The organism is Acidovorax sp. GW821-FHT10A04, from assembly GCF_059415825.1.
In genome coordinates this window covers 173,712-197,458 of the sequence record NZ_JBWKNZ010000015.1, presented here as the reverse complement: position 1 = coordinate 197,458, position 23,747 = coordinate 173,712, and the positions used below count along the sequence as shown (strand labels likewise).

13 protein-coding genes are annotated in these 23,747 nt (G+C 67.3%); 6 read left to right on the top strand and 7 right to left on the bottom strand.

The window, feature by feature from the left end:
- Positions 1 to 135 precede the first annotated feature (135 nt).
- The 4 genes from AC07PF_RS26640 to AC07PF_RS26625 form a co-directional block, all read right to left on the bottom strand.
- The gene (locus AC07PF_RS26640) at positions 136 to 1,119 is read right to left on the bottom strand and encodes a Bug family tripartite tricarboxylate transporter substrate binding protein (protein WP_494613888.1); all 984 of its coding nucleotides are present in this window, start codon (positions 1,117 to 1,119) and stop codon (positions 136 to 138) included.
- A 30-nt stretch (positions 1,120 to 1,149) separates the two neighbouring features.
- Positions 1,150 to 2,355: a CaiB/BaiF CoA transferase family protein gene (locus AC07PF_RS26635; protein ID WP_035206394.1), complete on the bottom strand. Its 1,206-nt coding sequence runs from the start codon at positions 2,353 to 2,355 to the stop codon at positions 1,150 to 1,152.
- An 11-nt stretch (positions 2,356 to 2,366) separates the two neighbouring features.
- Positions 2,367 to 3,509, bottom strand: coding sequence for an FAS1-like dehydratase domain-containing protein (locus AC07PF_RS26630; RefSeq protein ID WP_145698139.1), 1,143 nt, complete (start codon positions 3,507 to 3,509; stop codon positions 2,367 to 2,369).
- Positions 3,510 to 3,615: 106 nt separating this feature from the next.
- A complete protein-coding gene (locus AC07PF_RS26625) occupies positions 3,616 to 5,166 on the bottom strand; it encodes an acetate--CoA ligase (RefSeq protein WP_494613887.1) in 1,551 nt (516 codons plus the stop codon).
- A 435-nt stretch (positions 5,167 to 5,601) separates the two neighbouring features.
- Here AC07PF_RS26625 and AC07PF_RS26620 point away from each other — a divergent pair, with 435 nt between their 5' ends.
- Positions 5,602 to 5,922 carry a hypothetical protein gene (locus tag AC07PF_RS26620; protein ID WP_145698137.1) on the top strand — a complete coding sequence of 107 codons (321 nt, stop codon included), beginning with the start codon at positions 5,602 to 5,604 and terminating at the stop codon, positions 5,920 to 5,922.
- Between the two features lie 37 nt (positions 5,923 to 5,959).
- Here the strand turns inward: AC07PF_RS26620 and AC07PF_RS26615 are convergent, their stop codons facing one another.
- The 3 genes from AC07PF_RS26615 to AC07PF_RS26605 form a co-directional block, all read right to left on the bottom strand.
- Positions 5,960 to 9,802 (bottom strand): DUF4347 domain-containing protein, encoded by a 3,843-nt coding sequence (locus AC07PF_RS26615; protein ID WP_494613886.1) that lies wholly within the window; start codon positions 9,800 to 9,802, stop codon positions 5,960 to 5,962.
- 262 nt (positions 9,803 to 10,064) lie between these two features.
- Positions 10,065 to 17,288 (bottom strand): Ig-like domain-containing protein, encoded by a 7,224-nt coding sequence (locus tag AC07PF_RS26610; protein WP_494613885.1) that lies wholly within the window; start codon positions 17,286 to 17,288, stop codon positions 10,065 to 10,067.
- Positions 17,285 to 18,151, bottom strand: a complete 867-nt coding sequence (locus AC07PF_RS26605; protein WP_494613884.1) for a sulfotransferase — start codon at positions 18,149 to 18,151, stop codon at positions 17,285 to 17,287. The genes AC07PF_RS26610 and AC07PF_RS26605 overlap by 4 nt, the downstream gene beginning before the upstream one ends.
- Positions 18,152 to 18,402: 251 nt before the next feature.
- On the opposite strand from AC07PF_RS26605, the gene AC07PF_RS26600 reads away from it, so the two are divergent.
- The 5 genes from AC07PF_RS26600 to AC07PF_RS26580 are packed head-to-tail and all read left to right on the top strand — an operon-like array spanning position 18,403 to position 23,738.
- Positions 18,403 to 20,697 (top strand): portal protein, encoded by a 2,295-nt coding sequence (locus AC07PF_RS26600; RefSeq protein WP_494613883.1) that lies wholly within the window; start codon positions 18,403 to 18,405, stop codon positions 20,695 to 20,697.
- A 16-nt stretch (positions 20,698 to 20,713) separates the two neighbouring features.
- Complete coding sequence (locus tag AC07PF_RS26595; protein WP_494613882.1) at positions 20,714 to 20,950, top strand: hypothetical protein; 237 nt, start codon at positions 20,714 to 20,716, stop codon at positions 20,948 to 20,950.
- Between the two features lie 2 nt (positions 20,951 to 20,952).
- Positions 20,953 to 22,338, top strand: coding sequence for a hypothetical protein (locus AC07PF_RS26590; protein ID WP_494613881.1), 1,386 nt, complete (start codon positions 20,953 to 20,955; stop codon positions 22,336 to 22,338).
- Positions 22,335 to 22,775, top strand: a complete 441-nt coding sequence (locus tag AC07PF_RS26585) for a GNAT family N-acetyltransferase (RefSeq protein ID WP_494613880.1) — start codon at positions 22,335 to 22,337, stop codon at positions 22,773 to 22,775. The genes AC07PF_RS26590 and AC07PF_RS26585 overlap by 4 nt, the downstream gene beginning before the upstream one ends.
- Before the next feature lie 3 nt (positions 22,776 to 22,778).
- Positions 22,779 to 23,738 (top strand): hypothetical protein, encoded by a 960-nt coding sequence (locus AC07PF_RS26580; protein WP_007858421.1) that lies wholly within the window; start codon positions 22,779 to 22,781, stop codon positions 23,736 to 23,738.
- Positions 23,739 to 23,747: the final 9 nt, after the last annotated feature.

The window sequence follows — 23,747 nt, the reverse complement described above, 5'->3', positions numbered from 1 at the left end:
TCTTTGGGGTACGTTTCTTTGGCGACGCAAAGAAAGGTACCTCGGCCGCCGGGCCGAGACCCGGCCTCCGCCCTCAACCAAAGCACGCCATCCAATAAGCACAGCAGCACGGCCCCACAAATTAAAAACCACAGATCACTGATCCGCCCTGATCCCCGCCGCCTTGATGATCGGCGCCCACCGCTGCCGCTCCTTCCTGGCAAAGACCCCCAGATAAGCCGCGCTCCCCCCGGCCGGCTCGAACCCCAGGTCCAGCAGCCGCTGGCGCACCTCGGGCCTGGCCAGGACCTTGTTGACGGCCGCATTGAGCGTGCGCGTGATGTCCGCTGGCGTGCCCTTGGGGGCGTACAGCGCGTTCCAGGCGACGAACTCGAAGCCTGCCTGGCCCTGCTCGGCGACGGGCTTGACGCCAGGTGCCAGGTTGCTGGCGGTGGCCGAGGTGACGCCCAGGGCGCGCAGCTTGCCGGCTGCGAGGTGGGGGCGCAGTGCGAGCGGGGTGTCGATGGTCACGGACAACTGTCCGCCGAGCACGTCGGTCATCGCGCTGCCCGAGCCCTTGTACGGGATGCCGAAGAGCGGGGCGCCCGAGCGTTCCTTGAGGAACTCGAGCACCAGGCGGGCCGAGGTGCTGGGCATGGCGATGTCGGCCGAGCCGGGCGTGCGCTTGACCGCCTCCAGCACGTCGCCGATGGTGCGGTACGGGGTGGCGGCACCGGCGGCGAGCACCATGGGGAAGGTGCCCACCATGGCGATGGGCTCGAAGTCCTTCTCGGGGTCGAAGGGCATCTTGGCATAGAGGAACTGGTTGAGCACATGGGTGGCGTTGGTGCCCATGGTCAGGGTGTAGCCGTCGCCCGCGGCCTGGGCCGCCAGCTCGGTGCCGAGGATGCCGCCCGCGCCGGCCTTGTTCTCCACCACGATGGGCTGGCCCAGCTCGCGCCCGAGCTGCTCACCCAGGTAGCGGGTGGCGACGTCCGTGCCCTGGCCGGCGGCGTAGGCGACGATGATCCGGATGGGCTTGGTGGGATAGGGGGGCTGTGCCTGTGCCTGCGCCGAAGGGGCGCACGGGCACAGCAGGCTGGCCGCAGTCACAACAATGGTGGCAGCGATGGATCGCATGCTTGTCTCCTGGTTTTTTTGGTCTGCAGATCACAAGGGAAGGGTACGGGCAATGCCCCGGGTGTAGAAGTCCCTGCGTTGGTTTTCGTCGAATCCGAGCCCGGCCAGCACCTCGTCGGCATGCTGGCCAAAGCGCGGTGGCGGCGTGCCCGGCGACGCCGGGGTGCCGTACAGGCGTGCCGGGGTGCGCAGCGCGGTGAACGGCCCCTGCCGGATCACCATCTGGCGGTGCGCGCAGTGGGCCTGGGCCAGGGCCTGGGGCACGTCGTTCACCACGCCGGCGGGCACGCCCACGCGCATCAGCGCTTCGCACAGCGGGCCGCAGTCCGATGCGGCGATGGCCGCCTCGATCACGGCCTTGAGCGCCTGGCGGTTGGCCAGGCGGTCGGCATTGGTGCGAAAGCGCGGGTCCTCGGGCAGCCCGGGTTGTCCGAGGTGCTGGCCGAAGCGGCGGAACTGGCTGTCGTTGAGGATGCCGATGAACACGTGGCCATCGCGCGCCTGGAACTTGTCGTAGGGCGCGATGTTGGGGTGCGCGCTGCCCAGTAGGCCCGGCGCCTGGTGCGAGGCGAACCAGTTCGACGCATGCGGCAGCAGCAGGCTGAGCGCGGTGTCGTACAGCGTGGCCTCCACGCGCTGCCCCTTGCCGCTGCCGTGCCGGCTGCACAGCGCCATGAGGATGCCGGTGAGCGCGACGTAGCCGGTGAGGTGGTCCACGATGGGAATGCCCATGCGCGTGGCGCCGCTGGCCGACTCGCCGTTGATGCTCATCAGCCCGCACTGCGCCTGCAGCACGGCGTCGTAGCCCGGTAATCCGCCCAGCGGGCCGTCGCGGCCGAAGCCCGAGATGGCGCAGTAGACCAGGCGCGGGTAGCGCGCGGCCAGCACGGCTTCATAGCCCAGGCCCCACTTCTCCATGGTGCCGGGCAGGAAGTTCTCGACCAGCACGTCGGCATCGGCCAGCAGGCGGTGCAGTACCTCCTGCGCCTCGGGCTGGCTGAGGTCCAGGCCGAGCGCCTTCTTGCCGCGGTTCAGCGCGGCGAAGTAGGCGCTGTGGCCCATGGCGTCGTAGGGCGGGCCCAGGTGGCGGGTCTCGTCGCCGCCCGGCGGCTCGATCTTGACCACCAGGGCGCCGTTGTCCGCCAGCATCTGGGTGCACAGCGGGCCTGCCAGCACGCGCGTGAGGTCCACGACGCGCAGGCCCTGGAGCGCCGTGGCGCCGCTGAAGCCTTGCATGGCGCTGGGGTTCATCCGCGGCTGGGCAGCACGACCACGCCGCCACCCAGCACGGAGAGTTCGCCGTCCTGGTTGTGCGCCTGCTGCTCGATCTCCACCAGGTGCTGGCCGTTCTCCTGGAACTTGCGCGTGACCTTGCCCTTGATGAAGAGCATGTCGCCCTCGGGGTTGTGGCGGCGGATCTTGCAGCTGGCCTTGTGCAGGAAGCCGGCGTCGCCCATCCAGTTGGTCAGGTGGTGGGTGAGCCAGGAGGTACGCTCGGGGCCGTAGTCGTAGGCACCGGGGGCGCCGACCTCCAGGGCGAAGTCCTCTTCCCAGTGCACGCGCTCTGGCACGTCGGGGATGCCGAAGCGGTTCTTGATGCCCACGCCCGGGTGCGCGTCGATGAGCTTCCAGGCCAGCTTGTTGGCGCGGATGTACAGGCCGCCCCAGCCCTGGGCGTAGGCGATGAAGCCGGTGACCGTCATCGGGCCCTTGAACATGGTGGGCAGCTCGTCACCCACGTTCACGTCCTCCCAGTAGCGTGGCGTGGCGCCGCGTACTTCCTCGTCGCGGTAGAGCTTGTAGGCCTCGCCCAGCTCCTCGTCGGTGTACTGGCGCGGGCCGCGCTCGCGCACGTTCTGGTACTTGCTGCCCTGCTCGCGGGCGTGGTCGCGCTCGGTGCGAAAGCACCAGCTGTCGGCCTCGGCCACCTTGTCGCCGCTCTGGTTGAAGAAGTCCACGTGGTAGATCTGCTGGATGGCGCGGCCGGCAAAGCGGGTCTGGTGCTCGACCAGGTCCTTGAGCGAGGCCTCGGTGGAGATCACGTCGTTGCGGCGCACCGGCTTGTGCCAGGTCCAGTCGGCACCGGACCACATGGCGTGCACGCCCGGCAGCCCGCCCACATAGCCCGAGACGATGCGGCTGGTGGCGAACAGGAAGCTGGGCAGGGCGACGATGCCGCCGTAGTGCGTCTTGGCCGCGTAGTCGGGGTCGCACCACAGCGGGTTGTCGTCGCCGATGCCGTGCGCGTAGTGGCGGATGTTGTCGCGCGTGGCCTCGTGGCACCAGGGCTCGGCGGTCTGGCCGATCTTGACACCGATGCGTTCGCGCAGATCGTCGAGGCCGCTGTCGGTGATCTTGGGAAAGCTGCGTTGCTGGGGGCGTGCTGACATGGGTGGAGTCTCCTTGTGGTGGTTGATGAATCGATGAGTAAAGGACTGACTTGCTGACGGACTGACTTGTGAAAGCGGGTGGGGAGGACGATGGGCGCGGCGCTGCTCAGGCGCAGGCCAGCGCCTCGCGTTCGCGCAGCACCTTGCGGTGCACCTTGCCGGCGGGGGTCTTGGGCAGCTCCGGCACGAAGGCGATGTGGCGCGGGTATTCGTGCTGGCTGAGCTTGGTGCGCACCAGGTTCTGCACCTCCTGGATGAAGGCCTCGCTGTGCGCGCGGTCCGAGACCACGAAGGCCTTGACCACCTGGCCCCGGATGGCGTCGGGCACGCCGATGACGGCGGCTTCGAGCACGTCCTCGTGCATCAGGATCACGTTCTCGATCTCCACCGCGCTCATGGTCCAGCCGGCGGAGATGATCACGTCGTCGGCGCGACCACCGTGGTAGAAGTAGCCGTCCTCGTCGGTGCGGCCCAGGTCCTTGGTGGGCACCCACAGGCCGCGGCGCAGCACCATGAGCTGGCCGGTCACGCCGGGCGGGCAGACCTGGCCTTCGGCGTCGTGCACTTCGACCACGGTGCCGGGCACGGCCTTGCCCAGCGAGCCGCGCTTGACCGGGAAGTCCGCCGCGCCGGGGTAGCTGGCCAGCACCACGCCGATCTCGGTGGTGCCGTACATGCTGCACACCGGCAGGCCGAACTGCTGCTGCACGAAGTCGGCCGTGTCGTCGTCGATGGGCTCGCCGGTGAAGGACAGCTTCTCGAAGTGGTAGCTGTACCCGGCCGCCTTGCCGCAGTTCTTCACCATGCGGTAGTGGGTGGCGGCGGCCGACATGTTGGTGAAGCGGTGGGTCGACAGCGCCTGCAGCAGCCGCTCGGGGTTGAAGCGGCCGCTGTAGCTGCCCACCGTGAGGCCCAGCGCCAGCGGGGCCAGCGTGCCATGCCACAGCCCGTGGCCCCAGGCAGGCGACGACGGGCACATGAAGCGGTCGCCCGGGCGCAGGCCCGTGCCGTAGAGCGCTGCCACCATCAGCGTGACCAGGGCCTTGTGGGTGTGCCTGACGGCTTCGGGCAGCTCGCGCGTGGTGCCCGAGGTGTACTGGAACACCGCCAGGTCTTCAGGGGCCGAGCGGGCATGGTACTGCCCGGGCAGGGCGGCCAGCCGCTGCCACAGCCCCCCGTTGAACACCTCGAACGGCGTGCTGCCCAGGCCGGCGACCACGTCGCGCTTGTCCTCGTTGGTGACCAGCAGGGCGGGTTGGCAATCACCCACCCGCAGGCGCACGCCGTCGGGCCCGAACAGGGTGAACAGCGGCACGGCGATGGCGCCGCACTTGATCACGCCGAACATGGCCGTGTAGAACTCGCGCGAGGGCTCCAGCATGATGGCCACGCGGTCGCCCCGGCCCACACCTCGGGCCTCCAGGAAGTGGGCGAAGCGCGAGGAATCGCGTGACAGCTCGTCGAAGCTGATCTTCTCGTCCATGCCGTCCGCGCGGCAGACGATCACTGCATCGCGGCCCTGGCCCGCATGGCGGTCCACGCACTCATGGGCGATGTTGAAGGACTGGCGGTCTCCATCAAAAAGGTCCCACAGCCGCTCGCTCGAAAAGTGGCTCTGTGCATCGGCGTAGCTCGTGGTGTCGGTAAGTCGGTTCATGGCTGCATGGGCTCTGTGTGGCGGTGCATGCAGTCTCGGTATCCTGGTAAAAATTGTCAAATAAGACTATTGGTTGTATATAGACAATGAAAATGGAGTTGATGCTTGCCGCCACCGGGGCTATCCGGGTGCGCGCATGGGGCGACGGGGTGAGGGCGGCAGGGAGGAGACGGGGGAGGCGTCGGGCTGCCGAGCTGCCGTGTGGGCGCAGGCAGCTGCGCGTGGCGGCGGTGCCTCTTGCCGCCGCCCGGATTGGCAGGCGCACCAGGGGCTGGCCTCGCAGGCCATGGGGAGCACTGGATGGCGCGGGCGCTGGCAGCAGTTGCGCCGCACCTTGTCAAAAAGAATTGTCTATGAACAATTGATTGGTGATTTTGACAATGGTGGGGCGGATTTTCGACAATGGCGGCTTCGTCCCACCGACACGGCCAGCTCATGAACCGCCAGCTGAAGACCTTTGAACAACTCCGATCGCTGATTGCGCAGGAGGTGCTGCTGCAGCAGCCAACATTCGGCGTGGTGGAGCCCCGCCTCATCGCGTTGCCTGAACGCGATGCCAGTGGCTGCAACTGGGCCGTGGGCGGCTGGGCCGCGCCGTGCGGCCCGGAGCGGGAGTCCTGCCCGCAGCTGCTGCAGCTGGTGCGGGGCTACCAGTCGCGCTTCAACGCAGTGGGCCGCTCGCCGGGCAACGCCGTGGCCTTGCTGCCGCCCGCCACGCAGGGCGCCGCCAGTGCGCCGCGCAAATCCGGCGCCTGAGCCAGGCCAGGCATGCCTGCCTGCGCAAGGCGCGGCCTCAGGAGAACTCGATCCCCTCGCTGGCCAGCCCCACCAGGTCGATGCGCACAGCCGTGGCATCCAGGTTGGCGGCCAGCACCACCACCTCGTTGAACGAGACCCCGCTGGCCATCAGGTCCACCAGCGGCTTGAGCTCGGCCTGCGTGCCGGAGCGGCCCACCACGTTGGTCCACAGCAGCTGCGCCACCTGGGCCGGCGTCTGCGCGCCCAGCAGCTGCAGCCCGATGCCCGCGATGGTCTGGCTGGTGGCGCCTGCGTCCAGCAGGCGGATCACCTCGCCCACCGCCGCCTTGTTGTTCACCAGCGCCGGGCCGCCCAGGGCCCCCAGCAGCTTGGCGGCCTGGCCGGCGTTGCCGCCGAGGTCCAGCGCCAGCTTGGTGTCGCTGAAGGTGAGGCGCTCGACCCGCGTCATATCGAGCATGGCCCCATCGGTCGTGCGTTGCAGGGTGAACGATCCATTGGCGTTTTGCTGCACATGGGTCTGTGCCAGCGTGGCCGGGATGACGACGGTGTCGGTGCCTGCCCCTCCATCCACAAACCGCGCCAGGCCCAGCGTGGGGCTGATGGTGTTGTTGCCCGCATTGCCCGTGACGCTGATCTCGCGGATGGCATCCACGCGTATGTTGCCTGCGGTGCTCATGCCCTCCAGCAGCTGCGTCGGCGTCTTGCCCGCGCTTTGCTGCGGGAAGAACTGGGCAAACAAGGTTGCCACTTCCAGCGCCGATGTGCTGGCGAAGGGCTGGATGATGGCGCCCTCGCCTTGCGTGAGATCGCGCCCCAGCCACTTCTGGTACAGGAAGGCGGCAGCCTCCTCGGCCGCACTGTGCGCCACGGTGAGGCTCGGGCCCGCCGCAAAGCGCACCTGCTCCACATCCACGAGCCAGTCGGACACGCCCGAAGGCGTATGGGTCAGCTTGATGCCCGCTCCGTCCAGGGTCACGGTGTAGTCCGCGCGCGCCCCCTCCTGGATGGCTACGTCGAAGCCCGTGCCGCCATTGAGCTTGTCGCTGCCGGTGCCGCCGGAGAGCAGGTCGTTGCCCGCACCGCCGAACACGATGTCGTCGCCGGCATCGCCATTCACCTGGTCGTCGCCCGCCTCGCTGCCCACCACGTCGTTGCCGCCACCGCCGTGGATGGTGTCGTTGCCCGGGCCGAGCACGATCCACTGGGCAGCACCATCGCCGCTGGCCATGTTCTGGCCTGCACCGCCGATGAGGCGCACGGCACCGACGATGGCGACGAATGCCACGTTGTCCACCTGGATGACGGTGTCGGCGGGCAGGGCCCGGGCGTCGATGACGATGGCCTGCTTGCCGTCACCCGCCGCGGCGCTGCCGCTGATCACCAGTGGCACGTTGGGGTTGAAACCTGTGCCGGTGGTGGGCTTGATGGTCTGCACCACCAGCGATTCGTTGACGCCCAGGGTGTCCAGGAAGGCCTTGACCTGGGGGGCCAGCTCGGAGTTGGTGCCTGCCGCGGAATCGACGCGCCGCCCGAGCTCGGCCTGCGCGGCCGCGCCCGTGGCGCCGCTGGTTTTCCCCTCGGCCGTGAAGCCCAGGCCCGTGGGTACGCTGACGGACACGATGGCATGGCCATCGGCGGCCTTGACGAGGGGGATGTCGGCCAGCGGGGTGGCTGTGCCGGGTGTATCGGTTCGGTTGCTGGTGACCACGGGGACGGCCGTGGTGATGGTGCCGTCAGCCGCCGTGCTGATGATGACCGGTGTTCCATCCACGGTGGTCGATACAGGCGGCGTGCCCCCGACCATGATGGCATTGCCCGTGAGATCAGCGATCACCAGGGCGGCATCGGCACCGGCGCTCCAGTCCTCGGCAAACGCGATGTTGTAGGTGGTGTTGTCGCTGGAGCTGTTGCCTGCCTTGTCCAGCAGCAGGGTCACCGCCATCCTGTCGGTGGGGCTCAGCGCCACACTGAAGCTGGTGGTGCTGGTGATCTCCACGTTGGCGGTATCGGTCAGCGTGTAGGTGCCGCGGGCCTTGCCGGTGAAGGTCAGCTTGGAGGCCACGATATCGTTGGCCGCCCCGCCCTTGCCCAGCAGCCCGGTGCCCGTGACCACCAGCAGCCCGGTGTCCGCATCGTAGGTGGCGCTGGTGACCGTGGGCACGGCCACCTTGGAGACGGTGATGCCATTGCCGGTGAGGTCGGCGATGTCGCCGCCCGTGACCACGCTGTTCCAGTCATCGGCCACGGCCAGGTTGTAGGTGGCGCCTCCGCTGGAGGTCGTGCCATTCTTGTTGAGCAGCCCCGCTACCGCGACGATGTCGGCACCCGAGAGTGTCACGGAAAAGCTGGTGGCCGAAGTGACCTCGACGTTGTCCGTGGTGGACAGGACGCGGGTGGCACCACCATCGCCGGTGAGGGTCAGCTTGTTGACCGTGACGTCGTTGGTAGCCCCGTTGGTCTTGACCAGGTTGGCGCCGGTGACGGTGAGGACATGGGTCTCGGCGTCGTACGTGGCGCTGGTGATGGTGGGGGCGGTGACGCTGGAGACGGTGACGGCGTTGCCGGTGGTGTCGGCGGAAGCCCCGGACTGCCAGCCTGCGGCTGCAGCCAGGTTGTAGGTGCTGGCATCCACGGCCGCCGTGCCGTTGTTGTTGAGCAGGCCGTTGAGGTTGAGCTTGTCCGTCGCGTTGAGGGTGACCGCGAAGGCCGTGGTGCTGCTGGCGTTGACGTTGCCGCTGGTCAGTGTGTAGCTGCCGCCCTGGCCGGCGAGGGTGAGCTTGCTGACATCGACGCTGCCGCCGTTGGTGAGGTTGATGCCGGTGACGGAGAGAACCCCGGTCGATGCGTTGTAGGTGGCGCTGGTGATGGCGGGCGTCGTGACCGCAGGTTCGAAATCCAGGTCATCGAGGGCCAGGGAGAGGTTCGCCCCGGCGATGGTGAAACTGGTGATGCTTTGAAAGTTGGTATTGCCCGACGTATTCACGCCCTGCTGAACAAGGGGCGTGCCATTGCTGGCGTAGGTCAGGGCCGCGCCTCCATTGGGGGTGATGGTGACATTGGCATCCGCCGTTGCACCGAAACTCAGGTTGTTCAGCCGGAATGCGCTGCCATCGGCAGCCTCCACCTTGATGCTGGAAATCCCGGAAGCGCTCGCCTGGTCGAAGCGCAGAAAGTAGTCTGCGCCATCGTTGCCGAGCGGCGATGTGGCGCTGCTGTTGGAAACGGCGTTGGTGTAGCTGCCGGTGCCCGTGATGGTGTACTTGATGCCGTCCAGCGTGAACGTGGCAGCAGAAAAGCTGGCGCCGGAATTGGTATCGTAGTTTTCGTCCGTGGGCACGGCCAGCACCGCGGCATAGGAGGCTGGCCCCACCAGCACAGGGGTGTGGACAGTGCCGTGGTGCCGCCCGAGCACCCAGTCACCGCCCAGGTGCGACGAGCCGGTGAGGTTGGTGGACGCAGCCACGTTGGCCCCGAACAGGTCGGACAGCGTGCGCAGCAATGCGGCCCCTTGCTTGCCCGCGCCAGAGTGGCACCCGTAGAGCAGCACGTCACCATCGTCTGCGAGTGCGCCGCCGATGGCGCGTAGCAGGTCGGCATGCTCGGGGGCGTTGCCGGCGTCCAGCACGGTGGTACCCCAGTGCAGGCGGCCAGGGCTGCCGTGGGAGAGGACATGCACAGCGTCGATGCCGCTGCGCCCCTGCAGGTGCCCGGCCATCTGTGCCAGACCGTCACGCATGCCATCGAGCACCACGACCTCGGCGCCTTCGGGCGCGGCTGTGGCCAGCGCCGTCGCATCGTGCAGGTCGTTGAAGATGAAGACCACCTGCACGGGGCTGTGCGCATCTGTGGGGTGGGGAAGGTCTAAAGGGTAGGCCATGCTGATTGCATCCTCGTTCTGGCGGCCAGGAGATCGGATACCTGCGGCAGCAGACCTCCATGGGGGACCGGATACCCACGCGGGCGTTCGGCTCGGGGACGCAGCACTACGGCCTGGGCTGGAGAAACCCAGGGCGTGATCGGCCGCGACAGTCCATTTTTACCAGAAAGTAAGCGGCAAACGAAGTGTTTATTGCTCTGCGGCGCCATGGCCGGGCGAGCTCGATCCCCTCGCCCTCAGGCGAAATCGATCCCCTTTGCCGTCAGGCGAACTCCAAGCCCTTGGCCGTGAGCCCCACCAGGTCAATGCGCACCGCATTGGCCTCCAGGTTGGCCGCCAGCACCACCAGCTCGGCCGCAGAGACCCCGCCGGCCAGGATGTCGGTGAGGATCTTGAGCTCGCTGTCCGTGCCCGCACGGCCCACCACATTGGTCCACAGGGTCTGCGCGACCTGCGTGGGGGTGCTCGCCCCCAGCAACTGCAGTCCCAGGCCCGCAATGGTCTGGCTGGTGGCGCCTGCATCGAGCAGGCGGATCACCTCGCCCACCACGCCCTTGTTGGCTAGCATGCCGGGCCCGGCCAGGGCCCCCAGCAGCTTGGCCGCCTGGCCTGCATTGCCATTGAGGTCCAGCGCCAGCCTGGTATCGCTGAAGCTGACACGCTCCACCCGCGTCACATCCAGCATGGCCCCATCGGTCATGCGCTGCAGGGTATAGCTGCCGTTGCTGTTGTGCTGCACATGGGTCTGGCCCAGGGTGGCCGGGATCACTACGGTATCTGCCCCTGCACCTCCGTCCACATACCGCGCCAAGCCCAGCGTCGGGCTGATGGTGTTGTTTCCGGTATCGCCGGTCACCGTGACTTCGCGCACTGCATCCACGCGGATGGCGTCCGCACTGGCCATGCCTTCCAGCAATTGCGCAGCCGTCTTGCCCGCCGTCTGGGTGGGGAACACCTGGGCGAACAGGGTGGCCACCTGCTCGGCGCTCTGGCCGGCCAGGGTCTGGACGATGGCACCTTCACCCTGTGTGAGGCCGCGGCCCAGCCACTTCTGGAACAGATGGGCTGCCGCTTCCTCGGCCGCGCTGTGCGCCACCGTGAGGCTTGGGCCCGTGGCAAAGCGCACCTGCTCCACATCGACCAGCCAGTCCGAGACACCTGAGGCGGTGTGCGTGAGCTTGATGCCTGCGCCTTCGAGGGTCACGGTGTAGTCGCTGCGCGTCCCCTCTTGGATCGCCACATCGAAGCCCGTTCCGCCGTTCAGGCGATCGCTGCCTGTGCCGCCGGAGAGCAGGTCATTGCCCGCCCCTCCGAACACGATGTCGTCGCCCGCATCGCCATACACCTGGTCATCGCCGGCCTCGCTGCCCACCACATCGTTGCCGCCGCCGCCGTGGATGATGTCGTCATCGGGGCCCAGCACGATCCACTGGGCTGCACCGTCACCGCTGGCCGCGTTCTGGCCCACGCCGCCGATGATGCGCACGGCACCCACCACGGCGATGAACTCGATGTTGTCCACCTGGATCACCGTGCCCGCGGGCAAGGCACGCGCATCCACGATCACCGCCTGCTTGCCATCGGCCGGGTTGGAGCTGCCATTGATCACCAGGGGCTGTGAGCCGTCATACCCGGCACCGATGGTGGGCTTCAAGATCTGCACGGACAGGGGCTCGTTGGGTGCCAGCGTGGCATAGAACACCTGGCCGGCATTGGTCAGCTCGGGGTTGTCGCCGGCAATGCGCTCGATGCGGAACCCGAGTTCGGCCAGGGCGGCAGAGCCCATGGTCGTGGTGGTCAGGCCCTCGGCCTGCAACCCGACCCCGGCGGGCACACCGACCGAGACGATGGGGGTACCGCTCGGCGAGGTGACCAGGGGGATGTCGGCCAGGGGCGAGGGAGTGCCGGGGGTATCGGGCCGGGTGGGCACCACCACCGGGATGGTGATGATGGTGGAGCCACCGGGGCCGGGCTCGGTGGTGACGGGCACGCCGTCGATGGGGGTGGCAGGCGGCCTGCCGGGGCCTGGATCGGGTGCCGAGGTGGTGTTGGTCACCGCCGTGGCTACCAGTGTCGCGGCATCGTTGCCGGCCGCGTCCTGGATGGCGTTGGTGTCATTGGCCCCGCTGGGGTCGGCATAGGCCACCGTCACCACCTGGCCATTGGTCACGGCCGTGGTCAGGGTCAGTGTCACGGTCTTTGCCGCGGCATTCACCACAGCCGCCGTGACCACATTGGGCGTGGCCCCCACCATCACGGTAAAGGCCCCGGGCACGGCGGCATTGACCGCATCGAGCGTGCCCGCGTCGGCATAAGTCAGCACCAGCTGGTTGCCATTGACCGTGGCCGAGGCAAAGGCTGGCGCCGTGGGATCGATGGTGACCGACAGGCTGAGGGAGGCCGCGCTCGAATTGCCCGCCGCGTCCGAGGCCTTGGTGGTCAGGGTGTGGGTGCCTGATGCCATGGCAATGCTGGTGATGGACCAGTTGCCCGCGCCATCGGCGGTGGTGCTGCCCAGCACCGTGGTGCCATCGGTGTCGTACAGGGTCACGTCCGCGTTCAGCCCGGCCGTGCCGGAGAAGGTGGGGGCGGTGGCGCTGGTGATGTTGTCGGTGCTGGAGGCGCCGGTATCGCTGGCGGCATCCAGGTTGGGCGGGGACGAGGCCGCAGGGGCCGTGGTGTCGATGGTCACGACCAGCCCCGCCGAAGCCACGCTCACATTGCCTGCCGTATCCGTGGCCTTGGTGGTCAGGGTGTGCGCGCCCTCCGACAAGGTTGTGCTGGCGATGGACCAATTGCCCGCGCCATCGGCGGCAATGGTGCCCAGCACCGTCACGCCATCGGTGTCGTACAGCGTGACGGAACTGTTCGCCTCGGCCGTGCCGGTGAGGGTGGGTGTGGTCACGCGGGTCAGGTCATCCGTGGACAAGGTGCCCGAATCGCTGCCTGCCACCAGATCGGGGGCCGAGGGGGCGGCAGGGGCCTGGGTGTCGAAGGTCAGCGCAGGCGTCAGGCCGGCACCGCCATTGTTGCCTGCGGCATCGGTGTAGGTGCCAGCGGCCACCGTGATGCTGGCAGTGCCACCGTTGGTGCCGGCCGTGGGCGTAAACGTGGCGGAACGGGTCAGGCCAGAACCGGAGATGGCGCCCAAGGTGCCGCCGCTGACCACCACGTCGCCCGCGGCCCCATTCCAGGTGAAGGTGGCGCCGGGGTCTTCGCTGAAGGTGAAGGTGATGGTGGCCGTCTCACCGATCTTGAGGGTGGGGACATTGCTGGTGATGGCCAGCGTGGGGGCTGTGGTGTCGATGGTGACGAGCAGCCCGCTGGAGGCCGTGCCGGTATTGCCGGCCGCATCCGTGGCCTTGGTCGTGAGGGTGTGCGCGCCCGGGGTCAGCGCGGTGCTGGTGATGGACCAGTTGCCGGCGCCATCGGCGGACGCGTTGCCCAGTGCCGTCGTGCCATCGGTGTCGTAGAGGGTGACGTTGCTGTTCGCCTCGGCGGTGCCCGAGATGAGGGGGCTGTTGTTGCTGGTGAGGTCGTCCGTATTGGAGAAGCCCAGGTCGCTGCCGGCGACCATGTCGGGTGTGGAGGGGGGCGGGGGGGCGACAGTGTCGATGGTGTAGATCTGGCCCGAGGTGTAGCCCGTTGCAATCGCATTGCCTGGCCCGTCGACGATGCCCGTGCCCGCGTTGTTGAGGTCCAGTCGCAGGGTGCCGGCACCGGTGATGCCGTTGACCGTCACGGTGTAGGTGCTGCCGGAGCCGCTGATGCCGGACACGGTACCCGTTGCGCCGACGCCTGTCACGGTGAAGTCACTGGTGTCTACCCCCGTCACCGATTCGCTGAAGGTGACGGTGTAGTCCACGCTGGTGGCGTTGGTGCTGGCGCTGCCCACGCGGGTGATGCTGTTGACCGTGGGTGCGGCCGCATCCACCAGCACACCGGCGGTGCTGGCGAAGGTGATACCGGTGGTGGCCGCGTTGTTGCCGGCGGCATCGCGCACGGTGCCGCCGTTCAGGGTGATGGCGGAGGCTGCAGCGATGCCATTGGTGTCCTGGTTGCCCGCGGCCACGGTGTAGCGGAAGGTCAGGGTGTCGGTGCCGGAGCCCGACACATAGGCGGCCTGCACAGCGCCTCCGGTGTCCAGCGTGAGGGCGATGTACGGTGTGCCCCCGCCGGTGTTGACGGTCACGGCCTGGTCATAAGTCACCGTGAAGTCCAGGCTCTGGCCGAGAACATAGGTGGCGTTGGCAGGCACCGTGTCGGCCGTGAGCGAAGGGGCCACGCCGTCGATCACGATGTTCTTGTTGGCTCCCAGCGAGTTGGTGGCGCCTGGGGCGGCCAGCGTCAGCGTGGCATTGTTGCCCGCCGCATCGCGCAGGGTGCCGCCGTTGAGCGCCAGGGCGCTGGTGGCCAAGTAGTCCAGGTCGGCAGTGGTGTCGCCGGCCTGCACGGTGTAGGTGAAGGTCAGCGTGCTGGTGCCGCTGCCCGATGCGTAGTTGACCACCTGGTCCGTGGTGCCCGTCTCCAGCGTAAGCTGGGGCATGCCCGTGACGGTAATGGCTTCGCTGAAATTGACCTGCACGCTGATGGTGTCGCCCACCTTGTAGGTGCCGTTGGCGGTGCTGGAGCTGACGCCGGTGATGGTGGGGGCGGCCGTGTCGATGGCGATGGCCTTGTTGGCGCCCAGCGAGTTGGCGGTGCCTGGCGTGGCCAGCGTCAGCGTGGCATTGTTGCCGGCTGCATCGCGTATGGTGCCGCCATTGAGCGCCAGTGCGCTGGTCGAGACGTAGTCCAGGTCGGCAGCCGTGTCGCCGGCCTGCACGGTGTAGGTGAAGGTCAGGGTGTTGGTGCCGGTGCCTGAAGCGTAGGTGACCACCTGGTCCGTGGTGCCGGTCTCCAGCGTGAGCTGGGGCGTTCCGGTGACGGTGACGTTCTCGCTGTAGGTGACCTGGATGGAAACGGTGTCGCCCGCCTTGTAGGTACCGTTGGCGGTGCTCGACGACACGCCGCTTACCGTGGGGGCCACGCCGTCGATGACGATGGCCTTGTTGGCCCCCAGGGAGCCTGCAGCCGCAGGAGCGGGCAGTATCAGTATGGCGTTGTTGGTGGCGGCATCGCGGATGGTACCGCCGTTGAGCACCAGCGCGGTCGCGGTGGTGTAGTCCAGGTCGCCGGTGGTATCGCCGGCCTGCACGGTGTAGATGAAGGTCAGGGTATTGGTGCCGCTGCCAGAGGCGTAGCTGACCACCCGGTCGGTGGTACCCGTCTCCAGGGTGAGCTGGGGCGCGCCGACGACGGTCACCGCTGCGTCGAAAGCAATCTGGACGGAAATCTGGTCGCCCACCTTGTAGGTGCCGTTGGCGGTGCTGGAGGTCACGCCCGTGACGACAGGACCAGGAGACGCCGCTGACGTGAAAGTCCAGGCACTGTTGCTGGCGATGCCGTTGAAGGTGTTGCCTGAACCGTCCTGGAATGCTCCGCTGTCAATCAGCACGTAGTACGCAGTCAGCCCGGCAAGATTGGCGGTTGGGTTGATGGTGACCTTGCTGTTCGCGCCACCCGTGCCACTGCTGAATGTGACCTTGCTGCTGTCATTGGCCGCAATGGTCTCCAGGACCGCATTGTCGGACTGGCGGTAGATGGTGATGTTCTTGGCTGCGACGGCCGACACGCCCTTGCCAAACTCGATCAGCAAGTCGTACCCCACCGGCACGTCGATGACTCCCTTGGCCGGAGACACCACCCCCGTGAAACTGAAGACATCGTTTTCGCTGAACTCGAACGCGCCAATGTCCGTGGTGCCGCCACGGCCGAAGCCGCGCGCGTCCAGCACGGGCGCGCCGGTGGAGGTGCCGGCCGATATGGCGTTGCTTCCGCTGGCCAGCGCGATGGTCTGCACGGCACCACCGTTGTACGACAGCGATCCCAGCGCAGTGCCCAGCGTGGTGATGGTGCCCGTCATCGAGTTGGTGGCACTGCTGTAGGTGCCAACGCTCGTGATCAGGTTGTTGCTGCCGATGGCCTGGGTGTTCTGGCCCAGCACCAGGTTCTGATTGGCTGCGACGTTCGTTGCGCTGGCGTTGTTGGCCACCAGGGTGTTTTTGAACGTGATGGTGGAATTGTTGGTGGCAATGCCTCCGCCATCAAAAACGGTTGCAAGGCCCGGGGCATTGACCTGGTTGCCCGTGATGGTCGAATTGACCACAGACCCGGTACTTCCCATGATCAGCAGGCCGCCACCCGCAATGGTATTGCTGCCCGCGGGGTTGCTGCTGTTGTTGGCAACCGTCGTGTTGACGATGTTGAATGTGCCCCCATTCGTCGAGATATGGGCGCCACCGCCTCCTCTATGGCTGGAGTTGCCGGAAAAGGTGCTGCCATCAATGGAAAAACTGCCAGCGAACCCGGAGAACCCGCCGCCGTAGGCGCTACTCCCTGTCGCTGTATTGCCTGAGATGGTCGAGTTGGTGATGGAAACGTTGGCGGCTCCATCGGAAAATCCCACACCACCGCCGTTACCCACCGAGGTGCTCCCCGTGACGCGCACATGGTCGAGAGTGAGCGCCCCGGAGTAGTAGGAAAACACGGCGCCACCGCCATAGGCGTCGCGCGCATTGCCTGTATTGTTGGCATTGGTCAGCGTCATGCCCGAGATCGAAAGCGCCGAGGTGTTTGCAGTGGTGGAGGCGCTGTCAGCCACGAAAATACGCGATGCGTTGTTGCCGCTGATGGTCAACAGGCCCTCGCCTGGCCCCACGATGGTGAACGCATCGGCATTGGAGGTGCCATGCACATCCAGGGCACCTGTAGTCAGCGTGATGGTGGCCATGCCGCTGGCGAACAGCGCCGGATCGAACACGATGGTGTCTGCGGCGCCGTTGCCCGTGGCAGCCACCACCGCTGCCCGCAGAGAGCCAGCACCGCTGTCGTTGAGATTGGTCACCTTGATGGTGGCCAGGTCGAACTGGTAGCTGTCTGCCGACAGGGACGGTTGTGCGACTTCTCCGCTGCGGTACTCCAGCACCCAGTCGCCGCTCGCACCGGTACCGTTGGTGGACGCCGCCACGTCGGCCCCGGTAAGCTGTGACAGCTGGTTGACGAACTCCACCCCCGTTGCGCTTTGGGCTACATCGCAGCCATACAGGAAGATGTCGCCGCCAGGGGCGAGGGCATGGCTGATGTCGGCCAGCTTGCCCTGGTAGTCGTCGATGTTGTGCGACGACAGCATGGTGTTGCCCAGCAGCAGATAGCCATCTCCCCCGTGGGAGAGGATGTGCACGGAGCCGACGTTGGCCTTGTCCTTGAGGTACTCCGCCATCTGCCCCACGCCGTTTTTCGACGCATCCAGAACCACCACTTCGGCTCCCGCAGGGACATCCTTGAGCAGTTCACGCCATTGCGGCAAGGTGGAGTCCACAAACACCACCTGCAGGGGGGGCAGCGTGGAATCGGCTGCAGGGGAATTCAGGGCGCTCGGGTTCATGCTTGGGCTCCGGTGGCCTCGGGGGCCAGTTTGGCGGTGATCACGTTGGCTTTGCTGCCCGCGGCGTCGATCCAGAAAGACAGCTTGGCGTATTGCTGGAACAGGTCGGGCGGCAAGATGGTTTTGCGGGATTGGAAACCCACCACCTGGCGCACCTTGTGCAGCCCGCGCATGCCCAGAGGCACATCGAAATCGGGTGCGTCGTAGCGCACGTTCTGAAAATCGTGCTCGAACGGTTCGGCACCGATGAACTGGTAGATCAGCGGGATCACCTTTTGCGGAGCCTGGGCCAGCAGGTCGTAGTCCACCAGCAGCAGCGAGGCGCCGTGCTCCCCGTAGAAGGCCTCCTTGAGCGCCGTCCATGGATAGCCCACCATGCGGTTGCGCTGGGCCAGGGTATCAACGCGGCTGTAGATGGTGGCGCGCTCGTTGTCGTCATTGAACAGGCGGGTGATCTCATACGGGTCGGCCGCATACTGCCGCTCGATGCTGTCCATGACCCAGGCCACGTTGCGCACGCAGGCAATGAGCTTGGACCCCGGGAACTGGTCCATCAGCATGGGCATGTGTGCTGTCCACATGCGGTTGGTATCGAACACCACCGCCTTGTCGGCATGCTCCGCATAGTAGGAGTCGAACAGCCCCCGCACCAGGCGCCGACGTTCTTCCTTGGTGATGATGGGCCCGAACTCGGTGCCTGCGCCAAACTGATGCAGCATGCCGGAATACAGTGCGCCGACCGGGCTGGTCATTCCGGCGTGGAACCGCGGGTTTTGCAGCAGTAGCGCTGACAGCAATGTGGAACCGGCCCGAGGCAGCCCTGTGATGAAATGGTAGTGGGGAGCGCGGGTTGTATTGGCCATGAAATTCGGATGCAGAAATGCCGGATTGAACGGCCACGGGCAGCAGGGCTAGGCAAGGGTCTGCATCACACCTGGAAAATCCCCATTTTGGGGCAACGCCTGAAAGTAAGTGAAAGATCCGGGGGGGTCAACAAAAAAAGCGGCAGGGTGCTTGCCGCACTGCCCGTTGCGCACGCAGGCGCCGGGCTGCGTGCAGCCCTGCATATATGCCGCGCGTTGTCGGCCCGTTGGCGGCCCGCAACACTGCAGGCATGCGCAATCCACCGCCTTATCCACTACCCCAGGACCTCGCAGAGGGCCTGCCCGATCAAGCCGCCGACGACATCACCGCCCTGGTTGCGAGCGGTGCCATGGGGGTCGACGAAGTGGTGGCCCTGTTGGCCGAGGCGAGCCAGGCCGATGCCGCGCAGCAACGGCGCGAGGCCGAGGCCCGCGCCGTGCGCGTGGGTGCGCTGGGCCGGCGGCTGCTCACCCTGGCGCAGGAGCAGGTGCAGCAGCGCCAGGTGACCGAGGAGCGCTGGTACAAGGACGTGCGCCAGTTCAACGGGCAGTACGACCCGGGCATGTTCGGCGACGAGGGCGAGTACGGCAGCCGGGTCTTCGTGCCCCTGACCCGCAGGCTGTGCGGGCTGGTGGAGGCGCGGCTGTTCGACATGCTGTTCCCCAGCGAGGAGCGCAGCTATGTGATCGAGCCCACGCCCGTGCCCGACCTGGACGAGGCCCTGGGCCTGGCCGGGCAACTGCCACCCGACACGCCCATGCAGTCGCCCGAGGGGCAGATGCTCACGGCCGGCGGCATCCAGCAGGCCATCGGCCAGATGCTGGACGAGGCCACCAAGCGCTGCGATGCCATGCAGCGCGAGATCGACGACCAGCTGGCCGAATGCAGCTACCCGCGCCATGCGCGCGACGTGATCCACGATGCGGTGCTGTATGGCACGGGCGTCATCAAGGGCCCGGTGCCCATGTTCCGCACCACCAAGCGCTGGGCGCAGCAGGGCGATGGGGCGTATGTGATGGGCCTCACGCGCAAGCCGCTGCCGCAGGCATCGCGCGTGGACATCTGGAACTTCTTTCCCGACATGAGCAGCACGCACATCCGCGAGGCGGAGTTCGTGTTCGAGCGCCACTACCTCACGCGCCAGGAGGCGGCCGACCTGCAGGACATGCCCGATGTGGACGCCGACGCGCTGCGCCGCATGCTGGGCGCCGAACCGACCACGCCCACCCACAACCACCGCGAGCGGCTGCGCGCCATCAGCGGCGCCAGCGGCGCCAAGGACCGGCGCTACGAGGTGTGGGAGTACCACGGCCCCATCAGCGCGCAGGACCTGGCCGACTGCGGTTGCGCGGTGGAGGACGACCCCCTGAAGACCTACACCGGCGTGGTCTGGTTCGGCAGCCAGGGTGAGGTGCTCAAGGCGGCGCTGAACCCGCTCGACAGCAACGAGCACCCCTACAGCGTGTTCACCTGGCAGATGGACGAGGCCAGCATCTTCGGCTTTGGCATGCCGTATGAGGTGCGCGACAACCAGGAGAGCGCCAACAGCGCGTTCCGTGCCATGCACGACAACATGGGCCTGTGCGTGCTGCCCCAGGTGGTGGTGGACGACCAGGCCATCGAGCCGGTGGATGGCTCCTGGCGCATGGCGCCGGGCAAGTTCTGGCGCAACAAGCGCCCGGGCTCGGACGCGCGCCAGGGCATCCAGTTCATCGCCATCGATGCGCGCTTGCAGGAGCTGCAGGCCATCTTCGGCATGAGCAAGCAGCTGATCGAAGAGGTGGGCACGCTGCCGGCCTTTTTGCAGGGCACCGAAGCGCCTAACTACATGCAGAGCGCCACGGGTGCGAGCATTGCCTACAACGCGGCCAACCTGTGGGTGCGCCGCGCGGTGCGCAACTGGGACGATGACATCGTCACGCCGCTGATCACGCGCTTCTTCGACTGGAACATGCAGTACAGCGAGAAGGCCGAGATCAAGGGCGACAGCCGCGTGCGCGCGCTGGGCATTGCCGCGCTGGTGGAGCTGGAGGGCCAGGCGCAGCGACTGCAGGCCTTCATGCAGACGGCGCAGGCCATGGGCCTGCCGCCGAGCAACCAGATGCGGCTGATGCGCGAGTTTGCGCGCGCCTTCAAGCTCGACCCCGACCGCGTGCTGCCCACCGAGCAGGAGATCGCCCGCATGCAGCAGGCCGAGGCGCAGCAGCCCCCGGGCCAGGGCGGTAAGGGCGACCCCGGCGCCGACCGTGTGGCCCAGCAGCGCGAGCAGGCCGCCATGGAGGGCGAGCTGGAAAAGGCCCGCCTGCAGCTGCGCCGCGAGGAAAGCCTGGCCCAGCGCGAGCTGGCGCAGCAGCGCATGGCGCTGGACGCCGCACGCAGCGCCGCACGCGAGCGCACCGGTCAGGCCGAGGTGCAGCGCCGCCAGGCCTTCGAGGTGCAAAAGACCCGCGCCGTGCTGGCCGACCGCCAGGCCGACCGCGACAACCGCGCGCAGATGCTGAACGCCGAGATGCAGTTCGCCGCCATGAACGGGAGGGGGATATGACCGGAGGAAATTTCACATGAGCTGGATGGAGCAGATCAACCCCGCCACGGCCGTCTGGCGCGGTGTGGAGGTCTACGCGGCCGAGCGCATTGCCGAGCTGACCACGGTGTGCACCACCGTGCGTTCCAGCGACACCGAGATACGCGCCGCGCAGGCCGCCATCCAGGAGCTGCAGGCCCTGCTTGCCCTGCCCGGCCGCATTGCCCTGCAGGCGCAGCAGCGCGGCACCACCGACCGCAGCAAAGGATATTGACCATGGCGGGATACACGCAAGACCAGATCACCACGGCCTACAACAGCGCCAAGGCCGGCGGCATGAGCGATGCCGATATCTTCGACTCCGGCGCCAAGAACTTCGGCGTGACGCAGGACCAGTTCAACCTGGCCCGCCAAGCCTGGGGCAGCACGCCCGATGCAGGCGCCTACACCTCGGCATCCACGCCAGCCCCCGCGCCCGTGCCCGCCGTGGCTGCGGCCCCGGTGTCCTCGGGCTGGGAGGGCGGGCGCGACCTGACCGCCGACGAGATCGGCACGGCGCGCCAGTGGTCCGTGGGCAAGACCAGCCAGGAGGCGGCGCAGCAGGCCAGCGGCATGGGCCTGACACAAAAGCAGTTCGGCCAGATCTACGGCTGGTCGGCCGAGGACTCGGCCATCGGCGGCTACGGCACGCAGGGCGGGCTCGAAAAGCCTTACCACGACTACACCTACGATGCCCAGAAGGGCTGGACCAAGGGCACGAAGAAGCCGCCCACCACGGGCATCAACCTGTCGCAGCTGCAGGGCGCGACGCGCTGGGACGTGGCGCCCAACGAGACGGTGCGCAGCCAGCTGCAGCAGATCATTGCCGACGACAGCCCGCTGATGCAGCAGGCCCGCGCCCGCGCGCTGCAGACGGCCAACACGCGCGGCTTGCTCAACAGCTCGATGGCCCTGACGGCGGCCGACGCGGCCATGTACGACGCGGCCATGCCCATTGCCCAGCAGGACGCCAGCACCTATGCGCGCGCCGGCGAGTTCAACGCCAACACGGCCAACACCTTTGCGCGCGACAACAACCAGTTCGTGCGCGACGCCTACATGGCCGACTTCAACGTGCAGGCCAACGAGTGGGCGGCCCAGCAGCAGTTCGACCGCGAGTACAAGATGCTGGACCGCCAGCAGCAGCTCACGCTGGAGCGCGATGCCGTCCAGAACGGCTACCAGTCGGCGCGCGACCAGTTCGCGGCGCAGAACCAGATGGTGATCGCGCAGCTGGAGGCGGCATCGCGCGCAGCTAGCGTGCAGCCCGACACCAGCGTGCTGCGCACCCAGATGCAGATCGACGCCGATGCAAAGAAGACCAACCAGCAGACGGCCCTGGACGGCCGCAACACGCTCACCAACCTGCGCAACGACGGCACTGACAAGATCTTCCGCATCCAGACCAGCGACATGTCGCCGGAGCAGAAGAGGGAAGCCATCGACAGCGTGGTGTCCATGACCAACAAGAGTCTGGGGAACCAGGCCTCGTACCTGGGCATCACGCCGGACAGCTGGCTGCTCACTGCCATGCCGACGTCGCCTCCGACAGCGGCACCATCACCAGCGGCACCCTCAGTGCCAGACGGCGATGCAGGTGGCGGAGCAGGAGGTCCGAATTGATCCGCCGCGCCACCCGCGATGACCTGCCCGGCCTGGTGGCATTGGCCCTGCGTGAGCATGCGGCCAGCCAGTTCGCCCACCAGCCCGTGGACTTGGAGCACGTCCAGGCGTCGTTCCTGGGCGTGATCCACGGCCTGGCCGGCGCGGTGTTCGTGAGCGAGTCCGGCGGGGAGTTGCACGGCCTGATCGCCGGCATCGTGCAGCCCGGCCTCTTCAACCGCCGCCAGACGGCCTACGAGCTGCTGTGGTTCGCCGAGGACGGTTCGGGCCTGCGCCTGCTGGCCGCCCTGCGCGACTGGGCCGCCCGCATGCGCGCGGTGCAGCTGGTGGTGCACGACTACGCCGGCATCGCCGATCCGGCCCGTTTCAACAAGGTCATGGCCCGCCGCGGCTTTGGCGTCATGGGCACGGCCTACGTGTCCGCACTGGAGAGCTGATCCATGGCCATCATCGTTCCCATCCTTCTGTCCTACACCGGCGCCGCTGCGGCCATCGGCACTGCTGTCGGCATCTCTGCTACCGCGGTGACCGCCATTGCGTCCGTGGCTTTTCAGGTGACAGGACTCAACAACAAGATCAACAAGGCGGCCTCCAAGGTGTTCGGGGAAGACCTGGTGATGATCGCGAACATTGCCGGGGCGGTGTACGGCGCAGTGAATGGTGGGTTTGGAGGGGGCGGGGCGGATGCAGCAGCTGCGGCCACTGATGCTTCCTCGGCCATGGCCGTCAACGGTCTGGACGCAGCTGACAACGTGTTCAATGCGGCTGGCGGATTGGTGTCGGATGGCTTCTCGGCGCTCAGCAGTACCAGCGACGCATCTTCCCTCCTGGCGACGAACGGTCTCGATATGGCTGACAACACGTTCAACCTGGCCAACCAGGCAGCGGGGGGCAAGCTCGCATCGGATGGCGTGGGTATTGCCGCGGCCACTCCGACATCTACCCAGGGTGTGGACCTGATGAAGGGAACACAGGTTACCGGCACCGATACGAAGGAGATCGCGGAGGTATCCAGGACGGCCGACCTGTCCGGCGCCTCGCGGCCCGCAGCAGCAGCTCCAGCGGCTTCCGCGCCGGCGGCCAGTCCGGTGGCCCCAGCAGCCACCAGCGCCAACGCTGCGGGGGCAAAGGCCGCCGCGCAGGCTGCGGCCAAGGAGGCAGGAATGTCTGCCTTCGACTCGGCGGCGAAGAGCGCAGTCACCGCAGCGAAAGCGGCTCCCGAGGCCGGCAGCTTCTTCGACCGGCTCGGAAAGATGGCCACCAGCGAGAAAGGCATGGGCGCGATCGTTCAGGGCGTGGGTGCTGGCCTGACCTCCGCGGCCAACAGCAAGGCCCAAAAGGAGCAGCTGGAGTTCGCCAAGAAGAAGTACCACAGCACCTCCGGCATTCGCGTCGCCTAAGGACTACCA